We start from the raw sequence: 15,612 nt of genomic DNA on the forward strand, positions 1-15,612 counted from the left end.
CTATTGATTATTCATATTATTAACTAATTTACCCTCTTTCACTTCTATATAGAGCAAATTATAATAACCCTTAGTTACTTTTACTTTATTATTATACATCTTATTAGCTACATAAATCTGTACATCATATTCACCTTCAGGCAAATCAATTGTAAAACTATTATTAGAAATATTATATTCTTTTCCAGCAATATTTATTCTAACATTATCATAGGTATTAACTTTATCTACAACCACATTCAAAGTATAAGTTTCTACATTAGAGAAAGTTTCTATAGTATTATTAGTCATCATATCATTAGTAACCATCTCATTAGTAATAAAGTCATTTGTAACAATATCATTAGTATTTATCATTTCATTTGTAACTACAGTATTTGTAAATATATCATCTGTAATAATATCATTAGTTACAGTTTCATTTGTTTCAATATAAAACTTTTCAGTGAATATTTTCTCTAAAACTTCTCTCTCTTCTATAAGTCTTCTTCTATTATCGCCTGGGTCTGGTACTCTGCTTGCAGGAGGATATTCTTCAAAAGAAGGAGAAACCTGTACGCCATATGTAGGCAAAACTTTATCTTCTGGTATAATAGGCACAGAATCGCTAACTAAAGTATATATATTCATACCATTTTGTGTCCATTGATAAGTATTAGGTTTTACATCTTTAGGAGCAGGTATTTTAGCTAACATTTCTGGAATACTTTTATAAGTAGCTGTAGCATAATCATATATTATAGCCACAGGATAAACTTGAGTTTCTTGAAGTGAAACCAATCTATTATAATAAGTATTATATGTTTCTTTATCAAGATAATTTAAATACAATGCCCAATATACTGAAGTAGGATAATCAGGGTCAAATGGGCTAGTATTTGCTATATAATAATTAAATATTCTAGCAGGCAATTCTTTATCTCCCGGTATAGTAGCAAGAAGTCCTCCTAAATATAACATAGCTCTATTGTTAAAATAAAATACATTATCATTAGGTATTTCTAAAGCTTGTCTAAAATCACTTGCAGCTCTATTAGCATCATCTATAGTGCCTTTATATCTAGCATATTTATGATATCTGCTTATACCTCTATAAAAAGCAAATATACGTTTATCCACACCATAAGCATCAGAATATCCATTTTCTTCAAACCATTGTATAGCCTTTTTAGGTACATCTCTTTGAAGTCTTTCCATATATTCTGGAAAAGTATAGTTATTTTGAGCCATTAAAGGTGATAAGATAGATATCATTAAAATTATAGAAATTATCTTTTTCATTATTTTATTTCCTCAATAGTTACATATATTATTATTCATTATCGTCATAAAAAACATAAAAATAATAGCATATGCAAAAAACTAGAATTATAATACAAATTTATATCATAATAAATATTTTTCAAGTGCAAATTATAATTACCTCAATAGTTTATATATAAATACCGAGACTAATAAATAAATTTTTATTTTGTAGGATTTATGAAAAAACAAATATTATTTCTCACAATATTATTATCAATTATCTTATCATGTCAAAGTATAGAATATAAAGATGATAAAATCATTAATAAAATGCTTTTAGAAAGTATAGATGAAGACAGAAGCCAAAACCCTATGTATAGAGAGTTTAGAGCAGCTTGGTTTTCAACAGTTGCAAATATTGACTGGCCTATCATGGGAGGAAGCGAATCAAAACAAAAGGCTTTAATAATAAAATATTTAGATACACTTTATAACAATAATTTTAATGCTGTATTTGTTCAAGTTAAGCCAGATGCCGGAGTTATATTTAAATCAAAAATCAACCCTACTACCAGATATTTTTTTGGTATTAATCCTGAAGATGAAAGAGATGATTATCCATTTAAAACAGATATGCTTGAGTTTATAATAAATGAAGCTCATAAAAGAAATATAGAAGTTCATGCATGGTTTAACCCATACAGAATATCATTAAAATACGATACAAATAAAAGCTATGAAGAGCAATTTTCCAAAAAAAACTTTATTCACACATATGTATCAAACGGACTTAAGCCTGTTCATTGGTATGATAATAGACTATATTTAGACCCAGGTGAGCCTATAAGTTCAAAATATGTAATGGATTCTATTATAGAAGTAGTTGAAAACTATGATATAGACGGCATTCATTTTGATGACTATTTTTATCAAAACTCATTAAACGGAAAAACATATAGAGATTGGCCTGATAGTGTAAGCTCTTCAAAATATGCAAGCAATTTAGGTTATGACCCTAATAATACTTCTTATGATGATTATGGAGTTGATGGATTATATGCTTGGAGAAGAAATAATATTAATAATTTAGTAAGCAGCATATATAAAGAAATAAAATCAAGAAAGCCTTATGTAAAATGGACTATATCTCCTGCTGGAGTTTGGAGAAATAAAGAGCCTTTAAGCGAATATAAGGGCGATATTAATGGAAGCGACAGTAAATCATATAATCCGAACTTTGATGCTTTGCATGCTGATGTTTTACTTTGGATGCTAAATGGAGAGCAAACTACAACACTTAGTAATGCCACAGAAAAAGACGGATTAAACAAGATGTATATTGATGCTATTATTCCGCAAATTTATTGGAGTTCTTCGCATCAAACAGTACCTTTCGATAAAATGGTTAATTGGTGGATAGATGAAGCAAGCAAATCTACAAATAAAGAAAACATCGCTGACATATATATAGGGCATGCTTTATACAAAATGGGAAGAGAAGATAAATATGAACCTTGGAAAGATGTATGGGTAATGTCTAAGCAAGTTGATTATATAAGATATGTTGGTAAAGGTTATATAAAAGGCTCCTCATTTTTTACTATGCATAATATGTATTTAAATGATGTAGGCACTGGAGATTATGGATATAAGGCTATTGAAAATATTAAGAAAAATAACTATATATTCAAAGCGGTAGTTCCAACGATGAACACTATGAAAGATATTAATACTCCTCCGCTAAAATTAGAAAATCCAAGCCTTAAAAAATCTTTTGGTGTAAATGTAATTAGTTTTACAGACCCTAATGAATATAAGCTTGATAAATACTCTCATGTTTTAAATGGCGTTTCAGTTTATTATGTTATATATAGAAAAAAACTAAATGACGGCAAACTAGAGATTATAGATAAAATAAGAAGAGAAGATTTTAATACTAATTGTAAGATAGTTTATAGAGATGAAAAAGCAGATAAAAATATTAAATATATATATTATGTTACTGCTTTAGACAGAATACATAATGAAAGTGAATATCTTGTAATACAATAAATATATCAAGTACTTTTATTAACTTCCGATATTAATTTACGATAAAAAATTTACATAAAACCTTTGGAGGAGAAACATATTTATGAAATTAAATAGATTTTTATTTCTAATATTAGTCTTATTTATAATTAATTCTATTTTTGCATTCGCTCAAATTAATAATATTAAAGTATATTTAACTGATGTAAAAGCTCCATATACAATAAATATAAAAGGTCCATACAAAGCATACAATTATAAATATGAAAGTGAAATAATATCAGGCTTAACAAATGAAACAGTAAAAGTTGTAGAAAACAGATTAGGCTTAAAAGTTAATGATGTCGGAGTTTATAAAGAGGGAATAGTTTTTGAAACTAAAGACGGTTTTACATTAAATGGCAAAGAATATTATGGTTCATTAAAGTTTATACCTTACAACAACACTATGATAGTAATTAATGAACTAGATATTGAAGATTATGTTAAAGGGGTTTTACCTCATGAAATGTCTCCTTCTTGGCCTATGGAAGCATTAAAAGCACAAGCTGTTGCAGCACGTACTTATGCTATATTTCATATATTAAAAAACAATGAGCAAAAACCGTTTGATGTTGACAACACTACAAAATATCAAGTATATAACGGCAGAGAAAAAATTAATTGGAACACAGAACAGGCAGTAGACAGAACAAAATCTGAAATAGCTGTATATAATAATAAAGTAATAGCTACATATTTTAGTGCTTTATGCGGAGGATATACTGACAGTGCTAAAAATGTGTTTGGTGCTAATGTACCTTATTTAGAAGGAATTGAATGTCCTTATTGTAATGCTCAAATAAAACCTTGGACTAATGCTTTAAGTTATAAGGAATTAAATAATGATTTTGCTTTAGAAGCTAATGAAAACTCTTCTATAAAAGTAAATAAAGACCCTAAATCTGGAAAGGCTTTAAATATAAAAATAGATGAAAAAGATATACCTTCAAGAGATTTCAGAAATAAATTATCTCCTGCAATAGTGCCTTCTTTACAGTTTAATATAGAGAAAGTTGATAATGGAATAATAATCACTGGTAAAGGAAGCGGACATGGTGTTGGTATGTGTCAGTGGGGAGCATTTGGTATGGCTCAAGTAAAAAAAGACTATAAAGAAATTTTGAAATTCTACTACAAAGGAATAGAAATAGTTGATTACAATAAAGTAAATATAAAACTTGAACCAGATATATGGATTGAAAATTAATTTATTTTTTAATAATTAAATATAAACGCTCTTTTATTAAAGGGCGTTTTTTATTTATAAAATTTATTTCAAAAGTAAATTAATAAATATTTTAACGAATTTTAAAATCAAAAAGATATATAGAAAGCGGTACAAGGCTTTATTTTTATTGCAAACTAAAATACAAGCAGGATAGAAACTATTTGAGTGATAGTTTTTCACACTTGTACCGCATTTCAAGCTTATTAAATTAAAAGAACTATTACATTTTATTTTCTTCTGAGTATACAACTCTTTAGAAGATAGTATTATACCTCTATCGTCTTTCATTTTCTACCCTTTAATGCTTCAAAAGTTTCTCAGGCTTTTGTTCTTGATGCATTTTTATTTTAGTTTGCATTAACTACTATACACAAAATAATTTTAAAGTCAAGAAAAAGATATATTTTTTTAAAAATTTAAAATACGGCTATAAACGGCGATTTTTGAAATGATATATGTAAATGTATACCGAAGTAAAAAAGTCCCTAAAATAAGGCTCTACGCTTCAAATAAAGGCATTGTAATAAATATTCTATCAGCAAAATTATATTATATTATCGCAATAGCATTAAAATATTTTTTTGCTTTAGCTTTTATTCAAAAAATAAAAAATCTGCATAAGTTAGTTAGTTTAGTCTTTAATAAGTCATTAAGTTAATATTTAAAAGTCTTTAAATAATCTTTAAACTCATACTCCATTTTGTTGACTGATCATACTCCATTTTGTTGACTGATCATACTCCATTTTGCTGACTAGGCACACTCCATTTTGCTGACTAGGCACACTCCATTTTGTTGACTAGGCACACTCCATTTTGTTGACTGGTAACTCAACAAAATGGTGGTTTAACTTATATATATATGCAATTTTTTTAAGCCTTTTTTAAATCTGTTTCTCTGGGCAGATGATTTATAATATCATTCATTTTTTGAGATAAATCTTTCCACTCATCAAGCATATTTTTTATTGATTCAGCTTCAGCACTTTTTATATTTTTATCTGAATTAGCACAGTCTTGTTTCGTACTATTTTGCTTTTCTCTATCTTTGGCAAATGGATGATTTTGCATAGCCTCTTTTATTATGCTAGCCATAACATAAATATATCTTGATACTGTTGTATTAATATTTTGATGCCCAAGCATTTTTGATATTACATAAATGTCTGTTCCGCTTTCTGCCATATCAGTTGCAAAGCCTCTTCGTAGAGAATGACAGGTAACTTTTATATTTGTCTTTTTAGAGATGATATCCATTATTGTGCTTATAGTATTTATATTCAAAGGCTCACTATTTTTTTTAATGAATAACATGTTATGCTTTTTATTTTTACGATTTAATCTTTCTTCTCTTAATTTTAAGTATTCAATTAATTTAGATTTTATTGAATCAGAAAAAGAAATAATTCTCGGTTTATCCCCTTTCGTTTTATAAATAGTTATGGTATTATTATTCATATTGATGTTTGTTATGTCTATGCAGGCAAGCTCTTTTCTGCGAATGCCTGTATTAGACATAAGCAAAAGCATAAAGATATTTCTTTGATCTAAAAAAAATAGATTTGGTGATTTTGATTTTTCGGCTATTGCTTTTGTGATAGATAAAGTTTTATCGGCTTTTATTAAGAGTTGTTTTTTTACAATTATCTTTGGAGTTTTAAGCTCATCAAAAATATCAAAAAAAGTTTCTGTACTTATTTTTTTTAACTTAAGTAAATATTTAAAATAATTTTTGACTGCCATTATCATGCAGTGAATAAAATCAGCACTTACTTTTTTATTAACTTGATAAGCTATATAGTCTTCAATGCATTTTCTATCTACTTTATTATACAGTACTGTAGTATAGTATGATTGAGTATTTTCAGATTGTCGGTTGTCATAATAAAAAAATAAAAAATCATAAAATCTTTTTAGACAACTTGAATAAATCTGTATAGTTGCTTTTGATTTATATAGTTTAGAATATTCAAGATATTGAATAATTAAATTAGAATTATTATTATCATATAGTTTTAGACATTCTATTGTTTTCATAAAAATAGCTCCATTTTTTATTAGGCATATACATGCCTTAATTAAAAAGTTTGGCAACGTTTTTTTATAATAAAAACAGAGCTATTTTAATTTGTGTATATATTATCGGTTTATTTATTTTTAATAATAATTGACAAGTTAAATATTTATTATATTATTATTTTTATAATAATTTCTATTTCTTTCTCATATCTATTTTTATGTTTTGTTGCAATACTTAGTTGCAGCAAAACATAAAAAATATTTTTAAATAAAAAAGGTTTTATTAATAAGAGTAGTTTGTTAGATTATAAAAAATTATTGAGATTATAGGAGAGCTAATAGCAGAAGCTTTTTAAGTTGCTGCTATTAGCTTGCTAAAGAAAAAATATTAAAAAAGGAATAATGAATAATAATGAACAAAGATATTAGTATGCGATGAATATAAGCTTTTATGGAGGTGACAGCAGAAGCTCTTAAAAAACTTCCGCTGCCCTAGCAAATGAGAAATACCATATTAGAAGTTGCTGTGTAAAAACTAAAGGTTGAGATCATACTAATATATTAATATATGTTAAATATAAGTTTTTATTATTATTATATTAATAATGTTATAAATCAAAAAGTTTTTTATTTTTAAAGAATCATTTACAAATTAAAAAGTGTTATAAATTATTTATCTCCTTCAAACTTAGCTTGATAACTTTTAAAACCAGCAAGTCCTAATAACCCACCAATAAAAAAAGGAAGTGCCTCTATAAGCCTCTCATCTTTAGAAAAAACTAAAAAAGATACACAAACAAGCATTACGGCAGAACCTAATAAACTTATTAAACGCATAGATGATAAATGCCCTGTTTTTGAAGATGATATTAAATCTTTAAAACAATTTAACATAAATGAATCCTTAGAAATAAATAGTTTATAATATCATAGCAATAAAAAACATTACACTTCCATAAACCGATCTAATAAAATAATATATGGAAGTCTTATTTTTTATAAAAGCTTTTAATCTATTTTCATAAGTTCCAGCATACGCATTCATGAACTTATAATAATATTTGCCTAGAGATATAAAACTATAAAAAACAAAAATACCTATTAAAGAAATTAAAATTAATTTTAACATATAAACTCCTTTTATATTTGTTTAGGTAAAACCCAATCTATATTATAAGTAGTTCCAGCATTTCCCTGAAACTCTAGTCCGCACATAATATTATTATTTCTATGATAAATTGCTTTTAAAGTGCCTTCATTTGTATTAATACTATATTCTTCATTATTTTCAAAGAAATCTGAAATACCATTGTTTGTAATAGAATTAAAACTAGCTTCTTCATTTGAGAAAGTTAATTGCCCTTTTATTTTATACTTTCCACCTTCATATACTATTCCAAAATCATCACTTACTTTTGTAGAGGACATTTCATTTACAAGTTTATTATTAAACAATACTATATTACTATCTATTAATTTTATATTATCAAAACTTTCCTCAATAACAGGATTTTCATTTATTTTTTGTATCATGAGATATATATAATTCTCATGTGCTAAACTAGCAATATATAAATTATCTGTCATTGTATAAGGTATTATATTTTTTATATCGCAGCCTATTGTATTTATTGTATTTGCAGTTTTTATTATCATAGAAGACGAGCTATTGGCATTTTTATACAATTCTATATTTCCTTTCAAGCTATAAGAATTATCAGCATTTTTTACAAGTAATAATTGACTGCAATCTTTAACTTTATTATCAATTATTGTAGGATTGAATAAATATGAAACAATATTAAAATTAGATATTTTTTCTTCAAGCGGTGAATCAAAATCATTGCCATAATTATCACTTAATGCTTCTAGAGCATCTTGAATATTTTCTATTACTTTTTCCGTAACTTCTATTTCAGCATTTTTGTCAGGAGTTAAATCAAAAGTTATTATTTCATTTTGAGATATTCTAGTACCATCCTGATTAGCTATTTTTAAACAGTAAATATAAGGTTGATCATTATATCTCATAAATCCAAACTTTTTGGGCTTTCCTGAACTTGAAGTAATTCCATCAGTATTTATTAAATCATCATTACTGCCTATAATATTAAAATATTTTTCTAATATAGGACTATAGCATATCAATGAAGATATACCGCTAATATGCTGATAAGATCCTATAACTTTTACTTTATTGTCTTTTCTTACTAGTTCTAATCTAAAAAAAGGAGGCTGTAAATTATTACTAAAAAATAGATTTCTATCTAATCTATTTAATACTCTATTTTTTATATTTAAAAAAATATTGTAATTATTTGCAGCTAAGTATTTATTCTTTATTATAATAAAGAAACATAATTCTCTATTATTTATTGAAATATTGAAGAAAATATCTTCTTCAGAAATTGTAGATACGCTAACCTCATCACTATCTAAATTATAAACTTTATTTATATTTACATCAAAAAATTGAGAAAGGATGGAATACATTTTTTCTGGTGTATTAAATGCCGAAACAAATATTATTCTTCCGCCAAAACCAATATTACAATAATAATCTGATATATTAGAATTAAATCTATATGTGCCGTCATTTAGGTTTTCTATAAATGCCTGACATACTCTCTCGCCTTCACCATCGGTAAATATTATTTCATATTTTTCTGGTATATCTAACTTAAACTTTGGGAAATTATATTTTATATATTTAAGCTGAGCTTTTGTATTATCAAAGTAAATACTAGAAGCATTAAGAGAACCATTTGTTGTTAATTTATCTAATATCTCTTTTAATTCTTTAATATTAGATACAGGAGCTTCATTAGCTTTGCCGCCTTTTAATTGTTCTATATTTGCTATTATCTGATTATGATCTTGAGCATATACAGTTTCACCATCTTGAAGGGTTTGCACTTCTTTATAAATATCAGGTTTTTCTAATGGCATAATGAAGCTCCTATAATTCCTATTTTGGCATTATTTTTTATAGTAAAAATAATTCGTTCCAACTTGGGCGTTGTACCATATTTGCCACTCTCCTATTTTTATAATACTCTCTTGATATCTTTTCATTAAATCCTGTCTGTTTGTAGCCTCTTTTATAATGAATATTTCTGGTGGAGTAGAAAGCGGTATTTTTACATATTTTACTTGTGCTTGACAGGAAGGTAATATTATTAAAATAATTATAAAAGTTATTAGATATGCTATTAAATGTTTCATGTTCTATCCTTGTTAGTGATTCTTTATCTATATTTTTAATTATAGCATCTGAATTACTAAAGCTATTTTGCAACTTTTGATTTTCCTGTATAAATTGTATTTCACTTTGAAGCGTTTGAGTTTTAAGCTCCAAGCCATTAATATTTTCTTGATACTCAGCAATCTCTTTTTCTTTCTGACGTATTTCACTATCTTTAACAGCCATTAATATAATAAAAATAGCTACGAAAAGAACTATTCCAATAGCTATAAATATTCTCTTGTCTATTTTGCTTAAAAAAGCAGTTATTATTGGCATCATGTTAGCTCCTATTATTTTTTATTATTTAGCAAAATGAATTATAAAACCTATTATAGTTCCTAATCCTGTTAGGACGGCAGCAATTCCCACTATAGCTTTACGAATATTACTTAAAGTGTTAATATTGATATTACCTTCTAAACTCTTTTTTATTTCTTTTAATTCATCTAAAAAATCTTTAATTTGAGTTTCCAGTCTTTCTAATCTAAAATCTATTTTAATTATATCTTCTGATAAATTATCTAAATATGTATCATAACTTTTTATATCATCGCTGAGGTTTTTAATTTGTTCTTTTACCTCTTCTATTTTATGTATAAGACCGTTGCCATTTTTTGTGCCATCTTCATTTATACCAACAGTATGTTCCACATGCATTAATCTTTTTTCAAGAGTACTAATTGTATTTTCTTGCGAAGCTGTTTGAGTTGTTTTTTTAGGGGACATTTATTAACCTTCTAATATTTTTAATATTTTTTATACCTTTCTTCTCTGTCTTCCAGTCCGTTATATCCGCCATTAATAAGTTTAGTAACACCCTTCACATCTCCTTGACAAGCAAGTAAACTGCAGCCTCTCTCCTGCCAGAATAATAATGCAATCTCTATTGCATTGTTTGTTTTTTTTGCTAAATCTGGATTATTAACTAAATCAACATTTATTTTTTTACCATATTTCTTATAGTTACTTTTTCCAGTAAGCTGTATTATTCCTCTGCCTCTATATTTATAGCCTTCATCTTCAGCATTGCCTAAACGTCCGCCATAAACAAAATTAGCTATAGCTTCAGCTCCTTGAAGACATAATTGTTTAGCATTTTCTAAACTTCCAACTCTTTTTCTAAATACATCATAAAGTCTTGGCGGAGTATATTTGAAGCTCTCTTCAAGTCTTTTATAATTATTACTTTCATGAGTTGTTTGTGCTAAAAACATTGCAGCTTCTTTAGTGTCTGTAATATTGTATTTATTAAAAGCATTATTTAATGGATCAAGCCATTTCTTATTTATACCTATTTTTTCTAAAATATTTTCATTAAGCATATAAAATTACTCCTTATCATCTTCTTCAGGATCATAAACTTTTACATATTCTGTTGTTTTAGATACATTTGCTATTTGAAGTGTTTGTTCTCTTTCTTTTAGAACTTTAAGTTCTGTTTCTATATTTTCTATAGCCTCGCTATATCGATATGTTACCTTTTTTCCTTTTATAATACTGCGACCATCATACTCTATTTTATTGTTATGGGCACTTACTATCTTAATAACATCTTCTTTTATAGATTCAATATTTTCTTTATTTTTTTTCTCTTCATCTTTTAATTTGAGATATTTTTCTATTAATGCAGTTTCTTTTTTTAGTAAGTTCTTTTACATCAGTTTTTGACATAATCTATCCTTATATCTTTATTTATACCTATTAATGAAAAATATAAGGATAATTCAAACTAAATATGATAAAACTGCTACAATACTATCTTTTAAAGATTTTTTTATATGTTCTAATTTCTGTGAAATACTGCTTTGACTGACATTTAATTTTTCGCCGATTTCTTTTTGAGTATATCCATTGGAATATAATTTTAATACTTCTATATGATCTTTAGGAAGTATTGCAATTATAATACGTTTCACATCACGTTCTTGAACTTTAGATAGACCATAAGTATATAAACTTAAATCTTCAACATCATCTATATTTTTATCAGAATTATAAGACGTCATATCTAAGTATGATAATTTTTTGCCGCTAATTGTTTGTAAATGCTCTATCATTGAAGGACATAATTTAGTGCATTTTTCTCTTTTATCACAAATATTGCAACTTATATCTTTCATAACCTATTATCCTCCATATTCATATAATCAGATATTTCAATTGCATCTCTTACAGAAAATGGCTTTTTAATATTAAGTTTCTCAGCTACTCTTTCTATATCTATTTTTAATTCTATGCAATTATAGCAATCTATTCTATATGCTATATCATCTGTATCCATTTCGCTTATGGCTAAAACGCCCAATGATGTCATTATATAAACTCCTGTTTTTATATTTGTCTTAGCTTTATTACATTATCAAATATGTTTAATTTGATAATTTCACAAAGACATGGTTTTATATAATAACTTCCGTTTTCTCTTTCATATTCTATTTCTACTATATCAAACAACTTTAGAAAATCTAAAGTTTCATAATATTCAAATGTATAATATTCTTTTAGCAAGTATCTGCTTTTCATTATTTCGTTAGATAAGCTAATAGCATCTTCTTTTAGTTTTAATAAAGTTTCAAACTCTTCATGAGCATTTATTCTATGCTTCTTTTTAGCTTCTTCTTCAAACTCAGTATTTTTATATGTTGATTTTAATAAATCATATTTAATACTGCAGCTTGATAAATACTCATCGCTTTCTACTGTCTTATCAACCCTGCCCATGCAGTATTGTTTTAATTTGTATTTAGCTTTATTCTCACGAAACCTTGTACTAATGAAATCTATTTTATTATCATAGATTTCTAATCTTCCTTGCTCTAAAAAAGATAGTTCCCCTATTAAATCAAGTGTAGTCTTTTTGTTATCATTATCAAGAAGAACGGCTATTTCCCTTGAACGTTCTTCTTCAAGCTGCCAATTCTCTATGTTATAATTTTCTTTAATGTATGCTATGTTCTCATAATCTTCTAAAACCTCCCTCATTAAAGTTAAAGATTTATAAGGCGGAATATCTATTTCAGCATATATTTCATATAAATTATCATTAGTATCTGTTATAGAATGTACTTGTTTATGTCCTCTAAAAATTAATTGACCTTTTTCTTTATCTAAAGTCCAGACTCTTTGACTTCCTTTTCCATCGTTATAATCTTTAAACTCAGGAATAAAGATTTCTAATTCACCGCTTATAACTGTTCCGTTCTTTTCTAATATTTCATTTTCACTTTCTGGTGTTTCTATAAAATATACATGCGGTTTTAATTTATTATTATCAAGCTTGTCATTCCTATTAACAATATTTTCTATAGCATGCCTTGAAGTGTCGCATATTTCAAAAATTACCTCTGGTATTAAATCAGGGTTTAATATATCAGGAGTATAATATTTTATAGGCTTTAATTTTACTGTAATGCCATGCCCTGCTGCTAAAGTTCTGCATGTATCAATATTATCTTCACCGCTTTCTACATTCTCTGGGAAGTTTTTTAAATCAGGATATTCTTTTTCACTGAAAACATTTTTAGGAAGTTCAGTAGAGAAAGAAGCTCTCATATCTGATGCAGTAATAGTTACTGTTTCTAAAAAAGAATATTCAGGCTTTTGAATAAAACCTGAGAATATTATCTTTGAATCCTCAAAATCACTGCTGTCAAATATCTGCCTAACTAAAAATCTATTGCCATATAAATTAGCAAAATCATCAAATAGCCCATCCTCATTTCTTAAAGTAACAGACATTTCATTTGTTTGAATAGTGTCAAATGCAAGTGAATCTCCTTCTATATCTGCAGTATCTATTTCCTCAACTCTAGGCTCTATATACATATTATTTAATTCAGTAATAAAATCATTATTACTATCAAGCCATTCACGAGTAGAGAATAATTTTTTTATATTTATAATAATATTCTTTTTGCTATAAATAGTTTCAAAGTTATTAAAATGTATAGCTATATAACTAATATTATCTTTTTTATATTGATAGTAAGATTTATTTTGTTTATATAGAGCTTCTAAAGAAAATACTTCTACATATCCTCTATCATTATCAACACTTATAGAACCGATATTAAATAAATTATATAACTCACTTTCTTTAATATTAAATAATTCATTAAAATATGAATTGCTGTATGATGAATATATTTCATTAATGCTGGCAATCCACACACCTCCAGAAGGTGCAAATATTAATTTAGTATCAGGGCTAGAAATATCAAGCTCTATAATATTGGCGAAACTTTTAAGCATTCATAAAACCTATTTTTGCATATACTCTATAACTGCTGAACCATCTTGTCCTCTTGCTCCATTTGCATTATTTGAAGGGTTCACACCAGCAGCACCGCCAGCTCCAACTACTATTTTTACTTTTTGTGAAGCTCCTAACATTGATCTTGTAATATCTACTATAGCAGCACTTCCGCTTCCTCCGCCGCCTGAAGCATAACCGACTGTAGAACCATTACCACCATTTCCGCCTTTTGCTAAAGTGGTATTATTGCTAAATATTGCACCTGTATTTGGATTTATTTGATCATATCTTGTAACAGTTCCATTGTTTCCATTAATTAATTTTCCTTGTCCGCTTGGAACTCCGCCTCTTCCTCCACTAAAAGTGGTAGTACCTGTCTTTACTGCTATTTGCCCTCCTTGACAGGTTGTTATAGCTCTATCATTTATTAATATTTGAGAGTCTCCGCCTGCTGTTGGGGCTGTACCTGCTTGCTGTCCAAGTCCATAATATCCGCCGCCGCCGCCAGAACATATATGAACTGTAATGCTATTAACATCGCTTGGGAAAGTAAACTCATGAGTACCTGCTACAAAGCTAACTGTTTTTCTTTTTAATATAAGTCCCTTTCTTTGAAAGTCATTAATATTCCAATATTGTTTTTCTACATATCCGCCTGAAGCACTGCTATACTTCATACTAAGCCTTAAATATTTATCTAAACATCTGCCTTGTGAGTCTAAATGATAAAAACCTCTATTATTGTAATCATAAGATGGAAAATTATTAGATACAACTTGAACTTCTAAATAATCATTATTGCTATTATTAGCATCTCTAACTATTGCTAATTTAATAAATCTTGAACCTTCTGATGATGAAGAATCTGATAGCTTAATTGTTTCATTAGTTTCAAAAAGTCTGCCCTCAAACTCACAGATACTTCCTGCTAAAATATCAGGCAGCTCTCTATCACTATCACCCCAATGGTTTATTTTTATACCATCAAAAGCAGTATGAAGCATACGCATTTTTTGCATAATAATATTCTGCTGCCTATAGCTATTTAGTAAATCGCTTGGATTTTCTTCAGCTTCTCTAATTACTCTAAACATCAGCTTACCTCATTATTATACATATTAAAATAATCTATTTGATAATATCCTGCTTTAGTTATAACCAATGGAATATATTTGCTTATTCCTTCACTACTAATCAAATAAAAACCGCCTAGCTCCTCATTATAATAGCAGTCCAAGCTATTAACTACTTGTGCTTCTAGGTTTTGTCCATTGTTAATTAATTTAAGCAGTATATATTTATTGCTTTCACTATTAGTGTTATCATTTAATATAATATCTTCTTTAGCTTCATATAGGGAATAACAAAACATACATATAGAGCCTTTCTTAATAAATGGCATTTTGCTATTATTAGAAAAATCTATTTTTATTCCTTCAAAAGCAGTATGCAAAAATCTTATATGCTTTAATAAATAATTTTGTTTTTTATATGCCTCTTCAAGTGTAAGAGGAATGCATGAAGGCTCATATATTAACTCAAACAT

The 15,612-nt window shown here is 27.0% G+C and carries 14 protein-coding genes and 1 pseudogene; 2 read left to right on the forward strand and 13 right to left on the reverse strand.

What is annotated here, in order from left to right; genetic code table 11:
• Positions 1 to 1,281: a hypothetical protein gene (locus tag BPP43_RS03510; RefSeq protein ID WP_013245138.1), complete on the reverse strand. Its 1,281-nt coding sequence runs from the start codon at positions 1,279 to 1,281 to the stop codon at positions 1 to 3.
• A gap of 201 nt (positions 1,282 to 1,482) precedes the next feature.
• Between BPP43_RS03510 and BPP43_RS03515 the strand changes: the two genes are divergently transcribed.
• On the forward strand, positions 1,483 to 3,297 hold the full coding sequence (locus tag BPP43_RS03515) for a glycoside hydrolase family 10-like protein (RefSeq protein WP_015274179.1): 1,815 nt from the start codon (positions 1,483 to 1,485) through the stop codon (positions 3,295 to 3,297).
• Positions 3,298 to 3,424: 127 nt separating this feature from the next.
• Positions 3,425 to 4,525, forward strand: a complete 1,101-nt coding sequence (locus tag BPP43_RS03520; protein ID WP_181893527.1) for a SpoIID/LytB domain-containing protein — start codon at positions 3,425 to 3,427, stop codon at positions 4,523 to 4,525.
• Positions 4,526 to 5,418: 893 nt separating this feature from the next.
• Here BPP43_RS03520 and BPP43_RS03525 read toward each other — a convergent pair.
• From BPP43_RS03525 to BPP43_RS03580, 12 genes and pseudogenes are all read right to left on the reverse strand, one after another.
• On the reverse strand, positions 5,419 to 6,582 hold the full coding sequence (locus BPP43_RS03525) for a tyrosine-type recombinase/integrase (RefSeq protein WP_015274182.1): 1,164 nt from the start codon (positions 6,580 to 6,582) through the stop codon (positions 5,419 to 5,421).
• A 651-nt stretch (positions 6,583 to 7,233) separates the two neighbouring features.
• On the reverse strand, positions 7,234 to 7,458 hold the full coding sequence (locus BPP43_RS03530) for a hypothetical protein (RefSeq protein WP_015274183.1): 225 nt from the start codon (positions 7,456 to 7,458) through the stop codon (positions 7,234 to 7,236).
• Between the two features lie 25 nt (positions 7,459 to 7,483).
• The gene (locus tag BPP43_RS03535) at positions 7,484 to 7,693 is read right to left on the reverse strand and encodes a hypothetical protein (RefSeq protein WP_015274184.1); all 210 of its coding nucleotides are present in this window, start codon (positions 7,691 to 7,693) and stop codon (positions 7,484 to 7,486) included.
• 11 nt (positions 7,694 to 7,704) lie between these two features.
• Positions 7,705 to 9,513, reverse strand: a complete 1,809-nt coding sequence (locus tag BPP43_RS03540; protein WP_015274185.1) for a hypothetical protein — start codon at positions 9,511 to 9,513, stop codon at positions 7,705 to 7,707.
• Between the two features lie 37 nt (positions 9,514 to 9,550).
• Positions 9,551 to 10,087, reverse strand: a complete 537-nt coding sequence (locus tag BPP43_RS03545; protein ID WP_015274186.1) for a hypothetical protein — start codon at positions 10,085 to 10,087, stop codon at positions 9,551 to 9,553.
• 24 nt (positions 10,088 to 10,111) lie between these two features.
• Positions 10,112 to 10,537 carry a hypothetical protein gene (locus BPP43_RS03550; protein ID WP_013244393.1) on the reverse strand — a complete coding sequence of 142 codons (426 nt, stop codon included), beginning with the start codon at positions 10,535 to 10,537 and terminating at the stop codon, positions 10,112 to 10,114.
• A gap of 3 nt (positions 10,538 to 10,540) precedes the next feature.
• Positions 10,541 to 11,133 (reverse strand): annotated as a pseudogene (locus tag BPP43_RS03555) (glycoside hydrolase family 19 protein).
• 402 nt (positions 11,134 to 11,535) lie between these two features.
• Positions 11,536 to 11,931 carry a sigma factor-like helix-turn-helix DNA-binding protein gene (locus tag BPP43_RS03560; RefSeq protein WP_014936421.1) on the reverse strand — a complete coding sequence of 132 codons (396 nt, stop codon included), beginning with the start codon at positions 11,929 to 11,931 and terminating at the stop codon, positions 11,536 to 11,538.
• The gene (locus tag BPP43_RS03565) at positions 11,928 to 12,125 is read right to left on the reverse strand and encodes a hypothetical protein (protein ID WP_015274188.1); all 198 of its coding nucleotides are present in this window, start codon (positions 12,123 to 12,125) and stop codon (positions 11,928 to 11,930) included. Before BPP43_RS03565 ends, BPP43_RS03560 begins: the two co-directional genes overlap by 4 nt.
• Positions 12,126 to 12,142: 17 nt before the next feature.
• Entirely contained in the window at positions 12,143 to 14,062 is a 1,920-nt protein-coding gene (locus tag BPP43_RS03570; protein WP_015274189.1) for a hypothetical protein, read from the reverse strand.
• Between the two features lie 9 nt (positions 14,063 to 14,071).
• Entirely contained in the window at positions 14,072 to 15,160 is a 1,089-nt protein-coding gene (locus BPP43_RS03575) for a hypothetical protein (RefSeq protein ID WP_015274190.1), read from the reverse strand.
• Positions 15,160 to 15,612: a hypothetical protein gene (locus tag BPP43_RS03580; RefSeq protein WP_015274191.1), complete on the reverse strand. Its 453-nt coding sequence runs from the start codon at positions 15,610 to 15,612 to the stop codon at positions 15,160 to 15,162. The genes BPP43_RS03575 and BPP43_RS03580 overlap by 1 nt, the downstream gene beginning before the upstream one ends.

Origin of the sequence: Brachyspira pilosicoli P43/6/78, from assembly GCF_000325665.1 — a bacterium.
GTDB lineage: Bacteria > Spirochaetota > Brachyspiria > Brachyspirales > Brachyspiraceae > Brachyspira > Brachyspira pilosicoli.